This is a genomic window from Brasilonema angustatum (assembly GCF_059505445.1).
Genome location: NZ_JCACKO010000153.1, coordinates 105772 through 125132 on the forward strand (window position 1 = coordinate 105772; position 19361 = coordinate 125132).

Genomic DNA, 19361 nt, shown 5'->3' on the forward strand with positions numbered 1-19361 from the left:
TCTGTCGCATTCTTTTTTAAATTTTGTATAAATTCTATCTAGACTCTTTGGAGACTCCTAAGATGCACATTTTATAATCCTGATACAGCAAGGGTTTTAGAGATACTGAAAAATATGCTTCTTCCATATATTGCTACTGGCGTAAGCCGCTAGTTGGGCGCTGAGAGCTTGCACCTCTGCGTATAAGCCTAGGGTTAGTCAAAACCCGCGCGAGAAAGTTACATCACTTTTTTTGGCTTTTTCACTAAAATAAAGGCTTTAGATATTGTACTGGCTTTTATAAAGTATTAATTATCAGTAGTGCAAGATGTCAAAATATGAAGAAATAAAGACCTTTGTATGGCTGTTGTCTTAGTAATCGAAGATGAAGTGAATGTTGCTGCGATGATTCGCCTCTGTGTAGAGAGCGAAGGACACATTTGTGATATTGCATACAATGGAAATGAAGGGTTAGACAAATTTAGTAAACTCCAACCAGATGTCGTCATTCTCGACTTGATGCTGCCAGGGAGAAATGGCTTAGATATTTGCGCCCATATTCGTCAGTTCATTAAATCAAAGCAGAAAGATCCCTACATCATGATGTTGACGAGCAAAATCGAGGAAATTGATCGCATCATTGGATTTTCTACTGGGGCTGATGACTATATGCCGAAGCCCTTTAGTCCGGTAGAACTTGCCGTGCGGCTTAGAGCATTGCTCAGACGAGAGCAGCGACAGCAAGTCAATTCAGAAAACATGATCGAAACACGCCATTTACTAATAGATCAAGAACGTAGGACTGTCCATCTCAAAGACACCAATGGCACAACAGAGACGATTAAATTCACGACATTAGAGTTTAATTTGCTGGTGGTATTAGCTAGCCGACCAGGACGAGTTTGGAGCCGTTCACAGTTGCTCGATACTGTTTGGGGAATGGATTATGTTGGTGACATTCGCATCGTGGATTCTTACGTTAAGCGTCTACGACAAAAGCTATGCAGCACCAATGCTACTGGTGAAAAACTAGATAAGACTCAGTTTATTTGCACGGTACCTGGGATTGGCTATAGCTTTACGGACTCAAATGGCAAAGTGTAACATGTTTCTGGTAAATCATTGGACACTCAGTCTCAAGCTACGATTACTTTTGTCTCACCTGAGTGTGATGCTGTTGGGAATTAGCATCGTCAATCTGGTGAGTCACTTATCTGGTCAAAATTTTCAGGACGGAGTGGTAGCAGCCCTCGTTAGTCTCTTGAGTGTCAGCGCTGTTAGCATACTGACTTCACGCATTATTATACGTCCGCTACTAACGATGGAAAAGGCAATGCAGGCATTTGCCGGTGGAGATTTAACAGCACGGGCACCTCACATTTCGATTCCTGAAATTAATCGTTTAGCCAGCAGTTTTAACCATCTTGCTATTAGCTTACAAGGAATCGAAGAGCGGCGGCAAGAATTGACGAGTGATATGGCTCACGAGTTGCGATCGCCCATTACTGTGATTCATGGCTATCTAGAAATGCTCAATACTGGGATGACCCAAATGACCGCCGAGATCCAAAGGCAAATGAGTGAGGAAGCTGAGCGATTGATTCGTTTGGTGGATGATTTGCTCGAACTCTCCAAGGTCGAAACGGGCTATTTGCCCTTGCGACTTCAGCCGTTGCCCCTCGCACCGATTTTCAAGAAAATTGTCACAACCTTTCGGGCAGCAAGCTTACAGGCAAATTGTCAACTGCAATTGCGGATACCAAATCATTTACCTCCTGTCTATGCTGATCGCGATCGCATCAAGCAAATTCTGATTAATCTGATCGGCAATGCAATTACCTACACCCCTAATGGAATAGTGACTATTCGCGCTTGGTTACAGGGCGATTATGTATGGATCGCAGTCACAGACACAGGTATTGGAATTGCTCAAGAAGATTTACCTAAAGTTTTTGAGCGCTTTTGGCGGGCAGATCCGTCACGCAATGCCAGAACAGGAGGAAATGGCATCGGACTGGCGATTACCAAACGATTGGTGCAACTGCATAACGGAAAAATTGAAGTGGAAAGTGAATTAGGCAAAGGATCGATGTTTAGATTTTCAATACCGAGGGCTGTTTAGTCATATTTTTACTGATGCTAGTCTTACTCTAGTCATATTTGCTTGTTACTCTTTAAATGCTCTTTTTAATATTACGTAATACTACCGTTATCAATATTCTTCTCTATCCTGTCCAAAGCCCAACGGGAGAAATGACATATTTTAACGCAACTTGGTATGATTCATCTTTTCGAGTTTTGACGAGAAAAAATGCCTAAACCTTGAACAAATCTGAATTTTCAAACTATCCTATGATTTTTCTGTTCTGCCTTGTGATGTCCGAGTGAAAAAACACCTTAACAAAGCGAAGGTTAATGGTCTTGAATCCTTTTACCTGCTTGTTGTGCCCCCTGCCATAAGCCCTTGTGTCTTCTTATAACTTTTTTGAAAGCTGGAACATTGGAAAACCAAGGAACCTGGACCGTAAAGCTTTTTGCTTTTGGCTTAGTATGGTTCGGTTTTAAAAGACTACCCCAATTACTAGCTTAGTTGAAACCTACACCCAAATCTAGATTGAGCGTCGTGAATAAACTCATCGATAAACTCATCTCCATTGCTTTCCGAAACCGCTATATTACCTTGGCAATTGCTATTTTGCTGTTGGTAGTGGGTTACGGAGCCTTCCAAACGCTAGAAATTGAAGCATATCCCGACTTCACCAATCCCCAAGTCAGGGTAATCACTATTTTGCCAGGGAAGGCGGCAGAGGAAATGGAACGACTAGTGACGGTACCACTGGAGAAGGAATTAAACGGTATTCCTGGTGAGATTAGCTTGCGATCTACCTCCTTCCTTAACTTATCGGTTATCGTTCTTACTTTCGAGGACGGCACACCGAGTCAACTTGCCCGGCAGCAGGTACTTCAGCGAACTGCTCAAGCAGATCTACCTAGCGATGCCAAACCCCAACTTGATGCAGATGCTAGTAGCGTAGGTGAAATTTATCGCTATACGGTGGAATCAAAATACTACTCGGCGATGGAGCGTAAAGCCATTGAAGATTGGGATTTAGAGAAGGCATTTCGGCAAATCCCTGGCGTTATTGATGTAACGAGTTGGGGTGGTCCAATTAAGAACTACCAGGTAAATGTAGATCCCTTACGCTTGAAAGCCTTGGGCTTGAGTATGGATCAAGTTTCTCAGGCTTTAACCAACTCCAATGGTACTACAGGTGGCAACTACATTGAGAAAAACGGTCAGGCTTTCGTTATTCGCAGTCTCGGACTGCTCAAAAATATTGACGATATTAATAAAGTAGTGATTACGGCGACTCAAGGTGGGACACCTATCCGTATCCAGGACATAGCAACTGTTGAGATTGGTACAGGCGTACGCTTGGGGCAATTTGGCAAAAACAGGGATGATGATGATGTCATGGGCATTGTATTGATGCGTCGGGGCGAGAATCCTTCCCGAGTTATTGAGCGCCTTTACAAAAAGTTTCCAGAAATTCAAAAATCCTTGCCTAAGGGAGTGCGTCTCGTACCACTCTATGATCGTCTCCAGCTGGTACGGGAAACTCTCCACACTGTCTTACACAACTTGGGAGAGGGAATTATGCTGGTGATAATTGTACTCATTGTGTTTTTATTTGACTTTACCAGTGGTTTGATAGCTGCGACTGTTATTCCATTGGCGTTGCTGTTTTCCTTTATCTGCCTCAACCTTTTTCACATTCCGGCGAATTTGCTCAGTTTGGGAGCAATAGACTTTGGAATCATCGTTGATGGGGCAGTCGTGATGGTGGAGAATGCTTTTAGCCGTCTGAGTGAAGAGGGCCATCATTTGAAGGATCGCAAGAGTCGCAACAATCTGGTGTTAGAAGCAGCCCAGCAGGTGGGACGACCAATTTTGTTTGCCACAAGTATCATCTGTTGTTGCTTTATTGTTCTGTTTACCTTTGATGGGGTAGCGGGTAAGCTCTTCCGCCCTCTCGCTTTCACGATGAACTTCCAGCTTTTGGGAGCAATGCTAATTGCTTTGACCATCATCCCAGTGCTGATCTCATTTTTTATGACCCGTAAGCCTGTCATCGAACGTGAAAGCCCAGTAGTCACTGTCGTTCGGTCAATATATAAGCCGATTTTGCGCTGGACAATAAATCATCCGTGGCCGATAATTGCAGGATCTGTGACGGCATTGGCGCTTGCAGTATTCATCTTCTTACATATCGGCTCAGAGTTCTTACCTGCTCTGGAAGAGGGCAACATTTGGTTACGGGCAACAGTGCTACCTCCATCAATCTCGCTAGAAGAGGGAACCTTAATTGCCAAGCGCATTCGTGAGATTATTGTCAAGTATCCAGAGATTAAAAACGTCACCAGTCAGACGGGTAGCCCTGATGATGCAACTGACCCCAACTTATTTAGCAATATTGAGTTTCTAGTAGACCTCAAACCAGCACAAGAGTGGCGTTCTCAGTTCCACGGTACAAAAGAGGAACTGGTTAGCGCCATGAACAAGGAGCTTTCAGTCATTCCTAATGTAGAATACAATTTTTCACAGTACATCCAGGACAATGTTGATGAAGCCATTTCTGGGGCAAAAGGAAATCTGGGAATCAAGATATTTGGCCCCGACCTGAACGTACTCCAAAAGTTAGGAGACCAAATAACTACCATCGTCAGTCAAATTTCTGGCATGGTAGATGTTGCAGGGGATCATATCCTTGGTCAGCCCCAGTATCAAGTCGTTGTAGACCGTGATGCTGCTAGCCGCTACGGTCTGAATGTCTCTGATATTCAGAATTTAGTTGCCACATCCGTGGGAGGCAAGACAGTGACCCAGCTTGTGGAAGGAGAGCGACGCTTTAACGTATTGGTACGTTTAGCCAAACCCTATCGCAACACCAAAGAAGCAATAGATAACTTACTCATTAATCCACCAGGATCAATAAGTTCAATTCCTATTTCTCAAGTGGCTCATACTCAGGCTGTATCGGGAGCTTTAGTCATTAATCGCGAAGAGAACAAACGTCGCATGGTTGTCAAAGCTAATGTACGAGGGCGCGATTTGGGTTCAGCCGTGGCAGAAGCACAAAGCAAAGTTGCTCAACAAGTTCATCTACCTGAGGGATATACACTCGAATGGAGCGGACAGTTTGAGTACCAACAAGAGTCAAATAAGCGTCTGATGGTAGTTGTGCCGCTTACTCTGTGTCTGATTTTTGTGATTTTACTTTTGGCTTTTGGTTCGGCACGCTATGCCTTACTGATTCTGGTGGCAGTTCCCCTTGCAGCTATTGGTGGGATAGTGAGTTTGTTTGTTACCCACACTTATTTCAGTATCTCCGCAGGGGTAGGATTCATTGCCCTGACTGGGGTAGCAGTACAGAATGGCGTGATTCTAATAAGCTACATTAATCAGTTGTCCCAAGACTATATTGCTCGGTTATCAAAAGAAGCGGACGTTGATTGTGTCGTCATATTTCCCCCCGGCATAAAATCTCAAGCTGCCTACATCGCCCTAATTCAACTAGGAACGCAGAAGAATAGCCTCAAAATGATTAGGTATACAAAACTGTCATATAAAGAATCGAAAATCATACCCTTCTTGATAAGCAAGGCAGTTTATGAGGGGGCGCTGGCGCGGATGCGTCCAGTACTGATGACAGCAACTGTGGCTATCTTAGGTTTACTTCCTGTGGCATCATCAAACGGCATTGGTTCCCAAAGTCAGAAACCTTTTGCCGTAGTCATTATCGGCGGATTAATATCAGCAACTTTTCTTACACTGATAGTGCTGCCAACACTATATAACCTAGTGGAAAAACAGACAAAAAAACCTTACAAAAACAGACCTCAGAAAAATAATTATCCTGCCGTTGAACCGACTTTGGAGAAAGTGAGGCAGGCATGAATATCAGACTGAGGATATTTATTTTTTGTGAGCAATAAACTTTTAAGAAATACAGGGAACGCTTAACAGGCAAACAATATTTCTTTTATTCATAACGGGCGGTGTGCCTAAGAATGGGGTGCTGACATTTTGTACCAAGAAAAATTGATTAAAGTTAGCGACTCAGTATGAAAGGCAAAGTCATTTACACCCACACACCCCCAATACGGTTCGGTTAAAGGGGAAAGGGAAAGGGGGAAAGGGTAAGAAAAAACCTTTAACCCAAACCCAATTCGCAAAGTGAGAAATGCTTATCACCAAGCGTATTGCCCACACCCCTATCCCAAGCGCTCTTAGCCCTTTGCGGTCTGGTGCGCCAACGGGGCGTACTCAAAGGACAAAGCGCACTTTTGACTTGTTTTGCCCCTGTGTTTGTTGAAAGTATAGCAACGGACAGGAAGCTTAGGACAACAATAAATTCACAATATACGCGCTTTGAAGGTGTCTACCGCCGACTTGTCCTAACGGCTTTGGCGACTGCTATAAAACTACTTTGTTGCGACGATCTTAATTATGAGGATGCAACTCAACTACTTTTGGATCTTGAGTTTTTGTACTCTGAGTTTTCTCACTAGCTGTGCTCAGCAAAACAAGAGTGCTACTGAAGTTCCTTCAGTTTCCCCATATTCTTTGGGGAATCAATCTCAACAAAATGCACAGAGTTTCCCAGTTGCTGGGGTTGCTCCATCTGCTCAACAAAATGCACAGAATTTCCCAGTTACTGGGGTTGCTCCATCTGCCCAACAAAATGCACAGAGTTTCCCAGTTCCTGAAGTTCCTCCACCTCCCCAACAAAGTACGGGGAGCCAACCCCAAAAAAATGCACAGGGTTTCCCAAATTTTGAGGTTCCTGCAGAAAAATCCCAGCCTCAACAGTTGCCAACTCATTTTTCAGTTAACTCCAAAAGGATTACACAGACTAAACTGACCTCTAAGACTGGACAACAAAAGCCCTCCAAATTCACTGCTCAAACAACAAAACGAGTTCAGCCATCTGGGCAAAATCAAGTTCAAAAGAAGCAGTCTCAGGCACAGAAGATCCTCAACGACCAAATTTTAACGGAGGCAGATCTACTACCAGAAGTCGCCCACCGCAAGACTTCCCCCAATTCCAGCCTACGTCTTAGTCTGAGCGAGGCATTCCAGAGAGCAGATGCTAGAAACCCCCAACTGCTCGCAGCTCAGCGTAATCTCAACATCAGTGCTGCGGGCATTACCATCGCAGGAGTGCGTCCGAATCCTCAGATTGCCCTTCAATATGGTTTTGGCTCTGTATACGACAAAAGCGCTAACCCTCAACAGTTGAGCCTCAATCAAACCGTCGAACTAGGAGGCAAGCGGTCTAAGCGTATATCTGTTGCCAAATCTCAGTACGAATTGGCGGTTCTACAGTACAATTCCACCCGTTTTGATACTCACGGGCAAGTGCGTCGGGCATACGCCGAATTAGCTGCAGCTCAAGCAAGCTTTCGCTCACAGCAAGAACAGATCCAACTGCTCCAGAAATTGGTATACATCGCCCTTAAGCGCTTTGAGGCTGGAGCTGCTCCTGAGGCGGAATTGTTGCAAGCTCAACTGGCACTCAACCAGACAGTACCCCAACTCAGACAAGCCAGAGGACGCATTCAGCAAGCACGTATCCAGTTGAATGCACTGCTGGGAGATAGCCCCGCACAGAATATCGAGATTAACGACCCTGGAATGTTCAATATGGCAGTCAAAAACACACAACTAGTACCAACACCCGATGTTCAACTTCCTGCTGTGGAAAAATTGCTTGCACAAGCCTATGAGCAGCGTCCAGACTTCAAAAGCGCCAGACAGCAGACTGAAGTGGGACAGCAGCAGCTGCGCCTTGCCAAGGCTTTACGTATACCCGACTTGCAACTAAGCGGTGGATATCTTTTTACCACTGCGGATGCTCCCACCCAAAACACTAATGGCGTATTTTTTGGAGTAACAGTGAACCTGCCCATATTCTATAGACAACAAGGGGAAGTGGCACAAGCACAAGCAACAATGGACCAATCTGTGGAGCAGCAAAACGTGGTGCGATCGCAAATTGCTGTCGATGTACGTACTGCCTACGAAGCTTTGCTCATTGCTCGTGAAAAAATCCGCAAGTACCAGTCACAACTGCTACCCGACTCTAGAGAGGTATTGGGCTTGGCTCAGGAAAGTTATCAAGTAGGTAAGACAAACCTAGCGAGTGCGATCGCGGTTCAACAAGCAGATCAACAAATTCGCTCTGGTTATGTGGATGCAGTGACGGCTTACCAGAGTGCCTACGCTGATCTGGAAAAGGCTGTTGGTACCCCATTATCATTCTGAACAAATAATCTTTAATTAATGAATTTAAATATTGGGTTTTAATTTTTAATTCTTAATTTTTTATTGTCAAGCCAAGTTATAGTGATCAGCGCCGAATTCCGTAGAGTGATTTAATGATGATGATACAGTCCTGTCGCCTTTGGTTTTTTTATCTATTTGTTCTGAGTCTGCTCGCTGGCTGTAGTCAGAATCTTAAGACTCCCAAGTTTTTTTTATTAGCCTCAGCCTCAAAGGATACAGAAATTAAATCCCAACAAATTTCGGAACAGGATCCCAAGATTCCTGAGGTTCCAGCAGAAGCCGCTAAACCTGCTCAAGGACCGACCTATGTTTCATTGACTCCTCAACAGGAGCAGCAAATCGGACTGAAAGTCGAAGCTGTACAATTCAAACCTTTCCCGGTTACTATCCAATTAACAGGTCGGGTTCAGGCTGCTGCTGATTTGCTTACCCATATCGCCCCCCCAGTTCCTGGACGGGTTACTACCGTCTTTGTCAAATTAGGTCAACGTGTCACTCGCACCCAAACACTGGCTTTGATTAAGTCTGATACGGTTGGTCAACTTCAGTCGGATTTGTTGCAAGCTACTCTACAAACTAAAGCTGATATCAAGCAAGCTCAGGTACAATTGAACTTTTCCAAAGCTGCTTACCAACGCGAGCAAAAGCTCTTTAACGACCGAATCTCAGCTAAAGCTGACCTAGAAACGGCTCGTACCCAGTATGAGAAGGATAAAGCAAACCTACAAGCCCTATACTCCAAGTTCCAGTCAGCGATCACAGTTGCGGAAGAACGCTTATCTTTATCCGGAGTGTCCGTAGGAGTGGCAGATCAAGTTGTACGTACAGGGGAGATATACCCTTATGTTATTGTTAAGGCTGCAGCTGACGGTATTGTTATCAGCCGCACCATCAATACTGGCGAGCTAGCCGATCCCAGCAAGGAATTGTTTACCATAGCGGATCTTACTCGGGTGGGGTTAGTGGCGGATACGTATGAGAAAGACGTTAATAACGTACGTATTGGTCAACCTGTTGTTCTGACTTTCGATAGCCTGCCGAACAAGACCTTTTCTGGTCGGATTAGCTATGTTGCCAATGTACTCGACCCTCAAACTCGCACCCTGACTATTCGGGCAGATGTTCCCAATCCTGATTTGAATCTTAAACCGGATATGTTTGCACGCTTCAAAATCTTGGTGGAGAATAGGAGTCTACTCTCAGTACCTAAGAGCGCTATACAACGTAAGGGAGATTACAATTTCGCTTACGTAAAGGTGCAAGAACACCGCTATGAAGAACGCCGAGTGGAAGTAGGAGTTGATAATGGAGAATCTATCCAAGTTATCAACGGTCTAAAACCGGGTGAGAATGTGGTCTCCCAAGGGACATTGGCGTTGCAGGGAGCAGCTTTGAAGCTTAGTGATGGCGGCTAAAGTTAGGAGGCGATAAGCCCGCTTGCTGACTTGTTGTGCGTATCCCGTTATTTTTGTAAGATGCCTTAGTCATATTTTTACTAACGCTAGTCATACTCTAGTCATATTTACTTGCTATTAGTTAAACATCAACATTGTGTCTGAGGTAATACTAGCTTAATCAATGAATACAAAAGTTAATAGCATTGATTTGGAATATATATATTTCAAACTCTGAAAAAGTTGGACACCCTTTAACCCTTTCGCCTAGGTAAAAGTGCAAGATCACTGCTATGGGAAAGTGAGCAACAGTCTAAAACTCGGTTAAAATGTGGTTTTCCAACTCTTAAGAAACACATTTTTGAACGCATATATATCAAGGTTTTCAAAAAGTGAATAAAAAGTGTTTCTTTCATTTTTTGCGATCGCCTAGTGGCGCTGGTTAGGAGATCTCAATAAAAACCTTTTTTCTTCTCTACATTCATATGTTAATTGAAAACCAAGGAACTTTGGAGTTGTAGAGAGGAGCTTTGAAACTTAACGATTGCGGCTGAGGTTATGATGCACTCACGTTACCCGGCGTTGCAGGATTCTGCACTCAACTATTTAGTAAAAACAAATAATCCACATCCCGCAACAATTTCTGAAATTGCATGAAAACACTAATGTACTTAATTGCATTGAGTTTAGTAGCGACTACTTCTGTTCCTAGTGTCTATGCCAATTCCATCACAAACATTGAGAGTTTTCCATATATCGGAAGTACAACACAATTTCCTCATGGTCGTAAATGGGGAAATGTTCGCCAGACTTTCCAGTTACAAATCCCTCAAAATAGCAGCGCACTTTCTCAACTGGATATTGATGTTCCAGCAGGGTTGAGGGTCAAGAATGATATTAGTATCTCCAACAAATCTGGTAAAGAAATCCAAGCCAACACTTCTGTAAACGCCAACAAAATTACCATCGTTTTCTCTGAGGCAATTTCTCCAGGAAATACACTTACTATTGACTTAAACAAGGTGGACAGAGTTGGTACTTCTAATGCCTGGTTATACAGAGTATCCGCTAAACTTGTTGGACTCAATGCAGAGATACCCATCGGTATAGCTCAGTTTCGTCTCACCTATTAATGGTTCTTCAGTATCTGTTATGCCAAAGTATAGCAGTCCTTTAAAGATTTTGAGAATCACCCGTGGAGACAGGGAAGAGGAAACTCTTATTTTTAACTTAAGAGGCAGATCTAGAGCAATTTTCACTTCTGACTCAAGAATTCATGCTGTAAAAACTGATTTGTTTTACAGCAAGCCTTTAGCTTTTTAAAAAGTAGATTTATCATACTACGTACTGAATAATTCTACTAATGTTAAATTAATCAAAAAATGAATAGAATTCTAATTTATGCTACTGCATTTCTTCTTACGATTAGCGGAAGTTTAATTTCTACTAGCTATGCAAGTACTAAAACAGATGATAATGAGGTTCCTGCCACCAAGACCAATCTCCAATTCAATTTTACTCAGTGGCGAATTGTTAAACATTCTTTCTTATTACATATTCCTCAAAACAAAAAAACTCTTTCTCAATTAATTGTTGACGTTCCATCTACTGTAGCTGTGAGTAATGATATTGATGTGTTAGATGAAAATGGTCAAAAAATAAACATTAATGTTTCAGTCAATTCCAGAAGGATAATACTAGATATTCCTGAGCCAGAAACAATTTCTTCTAAAACTAAGCTGATTGTTGAACTTAACAAAGTGAAACAACCGATTCACGGTCAGGACTCTATCTATAGTTTATTCGCTAAATTAGTTGGTAGCGACGTGGAAATTCCTTTAGGTGTAGCAAGATTTCACACATTTTAAGTAGCTGTCGTCAAAAGTAGATTGCAATGCAGCCTCCCAAAGGAAGGAGCTAAGTCTGCTAGGCGCTCAGCATGAGCGTTTGCGCACAAATCGGGCGTTTTGCACATACCAAGAGCACTAATCGAATGTCTCTTCGTGAATATTTTTAAATAGAGAGAAAAAACGGACACCGGAGGAGTTGAGAAGAGCATCTCAATTACATGAATAATGAGAATTTTTCTGACTAGTATTCAATTTTTTTATCCTAAAAAGAACTTAGTTAGGACTAAGTTCTCGGTTATTTAATTTTCCGGCTGGAATGCTCCACTTTAAAGATTCCAGCCGACAAAAAGTGCAACTTAACAGATTATCTCAAAATATTTTTTTAATGTGAGGAGAAAATGAACAAGTCATGCCAATCTCTGCTAGCTAGCTCAACAGTTTTTACAACTATGTTATTTGTTAGTACTGCTGCATTTGCTCTTGAAACACCAGTTACATCAGAAATTATTGAGCCGCAAGTAATGCTCAGTCTAAAGAAAAGTCCTGGGAGTAATAGCCAAGACAATTTAATAGCACAAGAAACATCAGCATCGCCAGGGTCAGTACAACCCACAGACTGGGCATTTCAAGCATTGCAATCTCTCGTAGAACACTATAGCTGTGAAGGATACCCAAATGCAACATTTCCACCTAATCAAGCGATAACACGTAATGAATTTGCGATCGCTTTAAATGGTTGCTTGAATCGTATGAATAAATTGATAGCAACCACAGCTACAGTAAATACCCTAAAAAAAGAAGATTTAGTTAATATCCAAAAATTAAAACAAGCATTTAAGGTGGAATTAACACAACTTTGGGAGCGTAATGCTATGACAGCAAATACTCCTTCTGTGCCAGCAAATCAATCTTCTCCCACAACCAAACCTAATGCTGACAAGTCACCAGAGCTAAACCCCAAACCAGATGCAACTCAAAAACAGGTTTCCGATAACTCAAATGCTCACTTTCAGTCTCAGGTAACTAAACTCGCGACACAAATCCCCGAAAAAGAGACAACTGTCGCTCCCATGGGGATTCAGCAACTCACAGCCAAGAGGAAAACGGTGGCAGTACCAGCACCAGGTACAGCCGAGATCTCTGCTGATAAATTACAACCTAGTTTTCCAACTTCAGACTCACCAGTCTCTCAAACACCTGCTATTGTGCCGCCTGCAACCCCGACTCCGGCGAAAAAACCGAAATATAAGTTTAGCTATTTGGGGATAGGGGCGAACTTCGGAGCTGGTGGTCAGACTAGTGCTTTGGGCGCAACTAGCTTTGCCGCATTTAGCAAATTTGCTCTTAGTCGTTCTTTTTCCATCCGACCGACTCTTTTGGTCAACCAAGATACAACAGTTTTGTTACCCGTTACCTATGACTTTCCCATAGAAGGACCAGGACATGTTGCTCCCTATTTTGGTTTAGGATTGCAGTCATCATCGCCATTTTCCGCAGCGCGTACAAAGAGTGATTTGTTGCTCACAGCCGGTATCGACTATCCGATCAATTCTCACCTCGCGCTGACGGCGGGAGTGAATTTGGGAACATTCAACAGCTCTGGCGTTGGTGGTTTACTGGGGCTTGCCTATATCTTCAACACTGCGCCTGGTTCAGAGTCAAGTGCCCCTTCTGCTCCAGAGCCAGGTACAGGTACTACGATGCAGCAAGCAGAAAAGGATCCTGGTTCACGGCAAGATGCCACCTCTGCTCCAGAGCCAGGTACTAAACCGGATCAACCAGAAAAGGAACATCATATCACCGAAAACTCGAATGCCCACTTTCAGGGGACCTTTATCTACCAGTACAAGCCAGGGTTTTATGCCCTTTATTCAGGGGCGAATAGTTTATCGAAGACTGCTGAAGACTTAACCTATAGCTACAGTTTCACTGGCTTTTTTGGGGTGCGTCTGTGGCAGGACGGCGAGTTTTATTTAAACCCAGAAATATCCTCATCAATACCACCCAGTGGTTTGTTAGGGCTGGGATCTCTGTCAAATGGCGAGGATCAAAAATCGGGATCACTAGCGCCACTACTGTATCTGGCAAGAGCCTTTCTGCGCCAAACCTGGAATTTGGGGGGAGAAAAGACGTTTGTCGAGTCTGGGCAAAACCAACTGGCTAAGGATGTGACTAGCCGACGACTGGTCTTGACGGTGGGAAAACTGTCTGAAACCGATTTGTATGGTCCCAATCGATTTACCGGCAGCCCGCGCACTCAATTTTTCAACTATGCCTTTCTTAGCTATGGGGCGTTTGACTACGGTTCTAATGCTCGTGGCTATACTGTTGGAGCCGCTTTGGAGTATTTCCTGGATAAGTGGACGTTTCGGGTGGGGCGGTTTGCTCTGACGACTACATCCAATGGACCGACCATCGATTATGGTCTGTTCGACCATTACAACGATGCCATTGAGATCGAACGTTCCTACGTCCTTGCTGGACAACCGGGCAAGCTGCGTCTCTTGGGTTTTCGTGATCACGCCGTTATGGCTTCATTCGACGATGCTTTGAATCTGTGGCGAGCAAATGGAAAAGTTGGGGTACCCTCGATCACAGATGTCAGGAATAACGAAAAAGACCAGTATGGCTTCGGTATTGGGCTGGAACAAAGTCTCGGCAGTGATGTAGGACTGTTTGCGTTTGGCAGTTGGAACGATGGTCGCACTGAAAATTACAACTATACAGATATTCAAAGCTCATTTGCGACAGGCTTGAGCATTCAAGGCAACGGCTGGGGGCGACCACGGGATACCCTTGGTTTGGGATATGCGCTGGATGGCATCGGCTCATCGTTTCGTCAGTATCTAGCAGCTGGGGGACTCGGTACCTTTATTGGTGATGGAAAACTGAACTACAATCCAGAAAATATCTTTGAGGCTTATTACAATTTGAGTGTGACGAAATCCACCACACTGGGGTTCGATCTACAGTACATCATCAATCCTGGATATAATTCAGACCGTGGTCCAGCGACGTTTCTTGGGCTTCGCATACATACTGAGTTTTGAGGAGAGAATCTTTTTTTAATAGGCGTTGCATAATGATGTTTCTAAAGCTCCTTGTCAATAGCTTTTGAGATACGCTGCCCCTGACTTAACAACTGGTTTATTTGACTTTGCAACTTTTCTCGTAACTGTTGTGCTTTACGATAAATTTCTGCTCTTTTCCTCTCTTCACCATCTAACTCAGTTGTACACAAAGGCTGAATAAAGTAACGTAGGCGAGTTCTCATCGCCCAGACTCCCATTGATGGAAACAGAATAAATAATGGCATCAAAGGTGATATTGGTAAAAATGGTAAATTGAATAACCTCTGCAATTTTTTTATATTTAAAGTCCAAGGATGTAAATTTTCGTTTCCAATACAAATAACAGGTAATATCGGAATTTGATAACGTTGGCTTAATTGAATGAAACTCAAATCAAACCTTTCTAGTTGATAGCGTTTTACCCAACTTTTTCTTGGTCCGCGTAAACCTTCTGGTGCATACAAGAGAATTTTTCGTTCTTGTATTACAGTTTCAAAATCATTTAATTCTGCTTTCACACCACCCAAAATCTTTGACCATCCAGGTGGTAACCACCAAGTTATCCAAACATGGTCAAACAGAGAGACATCAGCCAGCGGTTGCACTAACCATCCTCGTGTTTTACTTAATAGATAACCTAACGTTAAAAAGTCCCAGGGAAAACACATTCCTGCATGGTTCATTGCTACAATCATTGGACCGGTTTGTGGTAAATTCTCAATTTTGTGTAACTCGCCTCGAAAATAATATTTAACAATAGGGGCAATAATGTCGTCTCGAAAAGCTTTTTGATAATTTGGATCAAATTCACCTATCTCGCGACGAGGTGAACGACAGCCAAGCCGTAACCAACGAATCAAAAGTGCTAAGTAAAACCCGCAGGGAATCAAAAATAACCCGTATTCTAACCAATTCCAACCATCTGGATCTTTGTGATAATGCTGCCAGTGTCGGTTGAATAAAATCAGCCAGCCAGGAGGATACCATAGACAAAACCAATCAAACCAGCTAAATTTATAACCCTCAACTGATGTTTTTTTTAGTTGAAGGTTTAACAGGTTATCAGAGTGTTGATTAATCACAATAGCTGAACAGCTTCCGAAAGAATTGGATTAATCGGTAATTTTAGCTTTAGAATTTTTAGTTGCCATCTTACTCTGGACTCATAGAGTTTGGATGATCAGTCTGTCAATGGAAGCGGATATTAGCTTGCTTTAAACGATGCAAAGCTTCACCCAAGCGATCGCACTCCGCAATTAAGCTAATTCGCACATACCCTTCACCCGCAACCCCGAAAGCATTACCTGGCGTAAACACAACCCCAGTTTGTTGCAAAATTTTGAGAGCAAATTCTGTAGAACTGATACCAACAGGGCAAGGAACCCACAAATACATCGTTGCTTTGGTTTTACTAAGATTCCAACCTAACTCCGTTAAGCCTTGAATCAGAAAATCACGGCGAGTACGGTAACGTTCTTGTACCTCATGTAAATAATCATCGCTCAGTTGCAATGCTGTTTCAGCTGCGGTTTGCAATGCTGCAAAAATGCCATAATCTAAATTCGTTTTTAGTGTCCGCAAACCTTGAATGATATGGCGGTTACCAACCACAAAACCAACGCGCCAACCCGCCATATTGTAGGTTTTGGAAAGGGTATGAAACTCAACGCCAATGTCTTTTGCACCAGGAATTTCTAACAAACTCGTTGGTTGATAGCCATCAAAAGCTAACTCGGCGTAACACAAGTCATGTACGAGCAGTATCTCATATTTACGGGCGAAAGCAACAATATCTTCAAAAAATTCGCGGGGTGCCGTAGCAGCTGTCGGATTACTCGGATAATTAAAATAGAGAATCTTTGCTTGTTCGGCAACACTATCAGGAATTGCAGCCAAATCAATCAGCCAGTCATTTTCGGGTTTGAGAATTAAGCTGTGAACTTTGCCTCCAGCAATAATTGGACCACGAAAATGGGCAGGATAGGCAGGAGAAGGTACTAAAATCAAGTCACCAGGATTAATATAGGCTATGGCAAGATGAGCCAATCCTTCTTTAGAACCAAGAAGGGGTAATGCTTCACTATCTGGATCTAAATCAACTCCATAACGACGACGATACCAGTTTGTAATAGCTTGACGGAAATTAGCTGTGCCTTCAAAAGGAGGGTAGCCATGATTTGCAGGATTTTGCAAAGCTTTGATCGCCGCGTCTATCACTGGTTGGGGTGTTGCACCGTCTGGGTTTCCCATGCCCAAATCAATCAAATCTAGCCCTTGCTCTCGTGCTTTGGCCTTGAGTTCATCTAGACGGGCAAACACGTAAGGTGGTAATTTCTGTATCCGTTCCGCTGGAGCAATCCAATCTGATATCATCGAAGGAATTATAGTTTACAAATTAGAATTTATAAAAGCTAAAAAACAAAGAGTAATAACTCGTAATTTATCTTTTGCCTTCTGGATTTGATGCCATTCAACAGTTAACAGTTATCAGTTAATCAGTTACCAGTATTTATTTCCCATAACCGTGTTCACTGTTCACTGATCCTCACTCATCCTTCTTCACAATTGGCGTCAAAGCTGTATGATTTCGTCCTTCAACTGGCGCAGTGGTGGAAACCATAGCCGCCATCAACTGTTCCAGTACAACTTTAAATGGAAGTCGGTGAATGTCAGAATCAGAAGCCAAGGCAATTTCTGCGGCTTTTTGTAATTCGTTTAAAGTAATATTGCCTAATCCTAAATCACTCAATTTTTGGGGTAATCCTATCTCTGCATAAAACTTTAATAATTGTTGCCGTGCAGCGGCTGCTAGCTGATTACCCTGTATTATTTCTTCTAAACGCAGTTGCACCAAAATACCATAGGCGACTTTTTCACCATGAATGCTGCCACTTTTAGAAATGTGAGTTAAACCATTGTGTACAGCATGAGCAGCAACAGTACGACACTGTGCGCCTCCTAATCCCCCGATAACTCCTGCAAGGAGAACTGTCGCATCTACCACTTGTTGCCAAGCTTCGCTACCAGGTTCTTTAAGAGCAGCAGCAGATTTTTGGAAAAGGATATCCCGTAAAACTCGCGCCTGTTGTACTGCAGCTATAATTAGGGTTTGTTCCGAGTGTCCGCTACTGACTGAAGCTTCATACCACTTGGCGATCGCATCCCCAATTCCCGCTACAAGTGTTCGTTGTGGTGCTGTTTTCACTAACTCGTAATCGAGTATCAGTACATCAGGACACTTTGCCAATCCGACATCATAGAGAAATGCCCCTTCATCAGAATAGACATTCGAGAGGGCTGTCCAAGCTGCACACGTAGAGGCTGACGTGGGAATTGTGACTACTGGTAACTGCAACTTATAACCAACTAACTTAGCTGTATCCAGTGCTTTACCCCCACCAACTCCAATTATCACATCCGCTTTGTGCTCTTTTGCCGCTTTGTGTAAAGCTTTCAAGCTGGCTTCACTACAATCAGGAGTATAACAGGCTTGGGCAACATGCAACCGTTGCTGTTTGAGAAGTTCTTGTAGACTCTCCTGGGTGACAGCAAGAGTGCGTTCACCTCCTATAATTAGAAGACGACTTCCTAACTGAGAAATTGCATCACTTGCCTGTGCCAATATATCGGAGCCACGGAGAACCTTTGCTGGAGCTACAGAAACAGTGAGTAACGGACTAGAGGTTTGAGTAGACAAAGTTTTAGTCGATTGATGATACATACACCTAATTAATAAATTAACACTACCACTTCTCTATGTGTCGGAGAACCTTTTTAGTTTCACTTTTCAAGAGGTGGTTTGTGGTAATTGAGCAAATTTCTCCTGGTAAATCTCGATAGTCATTTGAGAATCTTCACGACTAGAGAGCGATCGCTTCACTTGACCTAGGTAAAGTGGCACAGAAATTTCCGGTTCTGGGTGGATAATGGTGCGTGCTCGAATTGTCAACTGATTGTCTGTTAGTGCACCCAAACGACCATAAGAATATAAATCACTAGCCGCTTGACGCAAAGTAGCTTCTAATTCTGTGGTGGTAATTTGTTTTGGGATGGTTATAACTGTTTGAGTTCCTCCGTTGTCATAAACCAGATTATACCGTACTGCACCTGGAATCACAGTGCGAGACAAAGGAGCTAATGATAAAGCAAATAGACCACCTGTTAGTACTACCATAAAGCCAGTTGAACCAATAAGCCGAAAGCGAATGCCCCATTTGAAAACAAAACCCGCAATCGCCAAGGCAGCAAATACTAATGTTGCAATACCCGACCACTGGGTGTATTTTAGAAAGTCAGCAGGTGTGAACATAAAGGTTAGCTAGTAGGCGTGTTTTCTTTCTTCGTTTTTGCTACACCTATTTTAGCCTCTTCCCCCCCTAGCCCCGTACCTGTTCAAGTAAACTTGATGGTAACAAGCCTCTCAGGAGTGGAAACCAGTAATTAAATGTATCATTTGCAGTCGTTTCACTTACTCCAAACTGAATACCTAATAATTGGAATGTAGTCAAATGCCGCAGGTATATCAAAGTTAGAAGTATTTGTTCTTCGATTAGCAACAGAAGCTATAAAGCGCTGTCAAGTATTGATACACGAGTTAAAGCGTCAGTAGCTTTAAAGCTAAAAACTGGCTAACTTTGGGAGTCGCCAGTTTCTAGTTCTACGTATCAATACCTTCGCCAAAAAAAGAGGATAAATATCTCAATCCCAAAACCTCGAC

General features: G+C 43.0%; 13 protein-coding genes. 8 read left to right on the forward strand and 5 right to left on the reverse strand.

Going from position 1 to position 19361, the window contains the following annotated elements; translation table 11 throughout:
* The first annotated feature begins 339 nt into the window (after nt 1-339).
* The 8 genes from AC5JM2_RS33625 (at nt 340) to AC5JM2_RS33660 (ending at nt 14623) form a co-directional block, all read left to right on the forward strand.
* On the forward strand, nt 340-1083 hold the full coding sequence (locus AC5JM2_RS33625) for a response regulator transcription factor (RefSeq protein ID WP_495840184.1): 744 nt from the start codon (nt 340-342) through the stop codon (nt 1081-1083).
* Nucleotide 1084: 1 nt separating this feature from the next.
* Entirely contained in the window at nt 1085-2101 is a 1017-nt protein-coding gene (locus AC5JM2_RS33630) for a HAMP domain-containing sensor histidine kinase (protein WP_495840186.1), read from the forward strand.
* Nucleotides 2102-2602: 501 nt separating this feature from the next.
* Nucleotides 2603-5938 carry an efflux RND transporter permease subunit gene (locus AC5JM2_RS33635; RefSeq protein ID WP_495840188.1) on the forward strand — a complete coding sequence of 1112 codons (3336 nt, stop codon included), beginning with the start codon at nt 2603-2605 and terminating at the stop codon, nt 5936-5938.
* Between the two features lie 558 nt (nt 5939-6496).
* On the forward strand, nt 6497-8308 hold the full coding sequence (locus AC5JM2_RS33640; RefSeq protein WP_495840190.1) for a TolC family protein: 1812 nt from the start codon (nt 6497-6499) through the stop codon (nt 8306-8308).
* A 113-nt stretch (nt 8309-8421) separates the two neighbouring features.
* Entirely contained in the window at nt 8422-9744 is a 1323-nt protein-coding gene (locus tag AC5JM2_RS33645; RefSeq protein WP_495840192.1) for an efflux RND transporter periplasmic adaptor subunit, read from the forward strand.
* A gap of 644 nt (nt 9745-10388) precedes the next feature.
* Nucleotides 10389-10856: a DUF2808 domain-containing protein gene (locus AC5JM2_RS33650; protein WP_495840194.1), complete on the forward strand. Its 468-nt coding sequence runs from the start codon at nt 10389-10391 to the stop codon at nt 10854-10856.
* A 249-nt stretch (nt 10857-11105) separates the two neighbouring features.
* Nucleotides 11106-11591 (forward strand): hypothetical protein, encoded by a 486-nt coding sequence (locus AC5JM2_RS33655; RefSeq protein ID WP_495840196.1) that lies wholly within the window; start codon nt 11106-11108, stop codon nt 11589-11591.
* Nucleotides 11592-11971: 380 nt separating this feature from the next.
* Nucleotides 11972-14623: a carbohydrate porin gene (locus AC5JM2_RS33660; RefSeq protein ID WP_495840198.1), complete on the forward strand. Its 2652-nt coding sequence runs from the start codon at nt 11972-11974 to the stop codon at nt 14621-14623.
* Between the two features lie 41 nt (nt 14624-14664).
* On the opposite strand, the gene AC5JM2_RS33665 is transcribed toward AC5JM2_RS33660, so the two are convergent.
* The 5 genes from AC5JM2_RS33665 to AC5JM2_RS33685 form a co-directional block, all read right to left on the reverse strand.
* Nucleotides 14665-15726 carry a 1-acyl-sn-glycerol-3-phosphate acyltransferase gene (locus tag AC5JM2_RS33665; protein WP_495840200.1) on the reverse strand — a complete coding sequence of 354 codons (1062 nt, stop codon included), beginning with the start codon at nt 15724-15726 and terminating at the stop codon, nt 14665-14667.
* A 106-nt stretch (nt 15727-15832) separates the two neighbouring features.
* Complete coding sequence (locus AC5JM2_RS33670; RefSeq protein ID WP_495840202.1) at nt 15833-17017, reverse strand: aspartate aminotransferase; 1185 nt, start codon at nt 17015-17017, stop codon at nt 15833-15835.
* Between the two features lie 172 nt (nt 17018-17189).
* On the reverse strand, nt 17190-18365 hold the full coding sequence (locus tag AC5JM2_RS33675) for an iron-containing alcohol dehydrogenase family protein (RefSeq protein ID WP_495840204.1): 1176 nt from the start codon (nt 18363-18365) through the stop codon (nt 17190-17192).
* Between the two features lie 66 nt (nt 18366-18431).
* The gene (locus tag AC5JM2_RS33680; protein ID WP_495840206.1) at nt 18432-18953 is read right to left on the reverse strand and encodes a Ycf51 family protein; all 522 of its coding nucleotides are present in this window, start codon (nt 18951-18953) and stop codon (nt 18432-18434) included.
* Between the two features lie 67 nt (nt 18954-19020).
* Nucleotides 19021-19200, reverse strand: a complete 180-nt coding sequence (locus AC5JM2_RS33685) for a helix-turn-helix domain-containing protein (RefSeq protein ID WP_495840208.1) — start codon at nt 19198-19200, stop codon at nt 19021-19023.
* Nucleotides 19201-19361 lie beyond the last annotated feature (161 nt).

Coding starts and splice junctions, on each gene's coding strand:
- AC5JM2_RS33625 (WP_495840184.1), top strand. CDS start 340: ATGGCTGTTGTCTTAGTAATCGAAGATGAAGTGAATGTTGCTGCGATG.
- AC5JM2_RS33630 (WP_495840186.1), top strand. CDS start 1,085: ATGTTTCTGGTAAATCATTGGACACTCAGTCTCAAGCTACGATTACTT.
- AC5JM2_RS33640 (WP_495840190.1), top strand. CDS start 6,497: ATGCAACTCAACTACTTTTGGATCTTGAGTTTTTGTACTCTGAGTTTT.
- AC5JM2_RS33645 (WP_495840192.1), top strand. CDS start 8,422: ATGATGATGATACAGTCCTGTCGCCTTTGGTTTTTTTATCTATTTGTT.
- AC5JM2_RS33650 (WP_495840194.1), top strand. CDS start 10,389: ATGTACTTAATTGCATTGAGTTTAGTAGCGACTACTTCTGTTCCTAGT.
- AC5JM2_RS33655 (WP_495840196.1), top strand. CDS start 11,106: ATGAATAGAATTCTAATTTATGCTACTGCATTTCTTCTTACGATTAGC.
- AC5JM2_RS33660 (WP_495840198.1), top strand. CDS start 11,972: ATGAACAAGTCATGCCAATCTCTGCTAGCTAGCTCAACAGTTTTTACA.
- AC5JM2_RS33670 (WP_495840202.1), bottom strand. CDS start 17,017: ATGATATCAGATTGGATTGCTCCAGCGGAACGGATACAGAAATTACCA.
- AC5JM2_RS33675 (WP_495840204.1), bottom strand. CDS start 18,365: ATGTATCATCAATCGACTAAAACTTTGTCTACTCAAACCTCTAGTCCG.
- AC5JM2_RS33680 (WP_495840206.1), bottom strand. CDS start 18,953: ATGTTCACACCTGCTGACTTTCTAAAATACACCCAGTGGTCGGGTATT.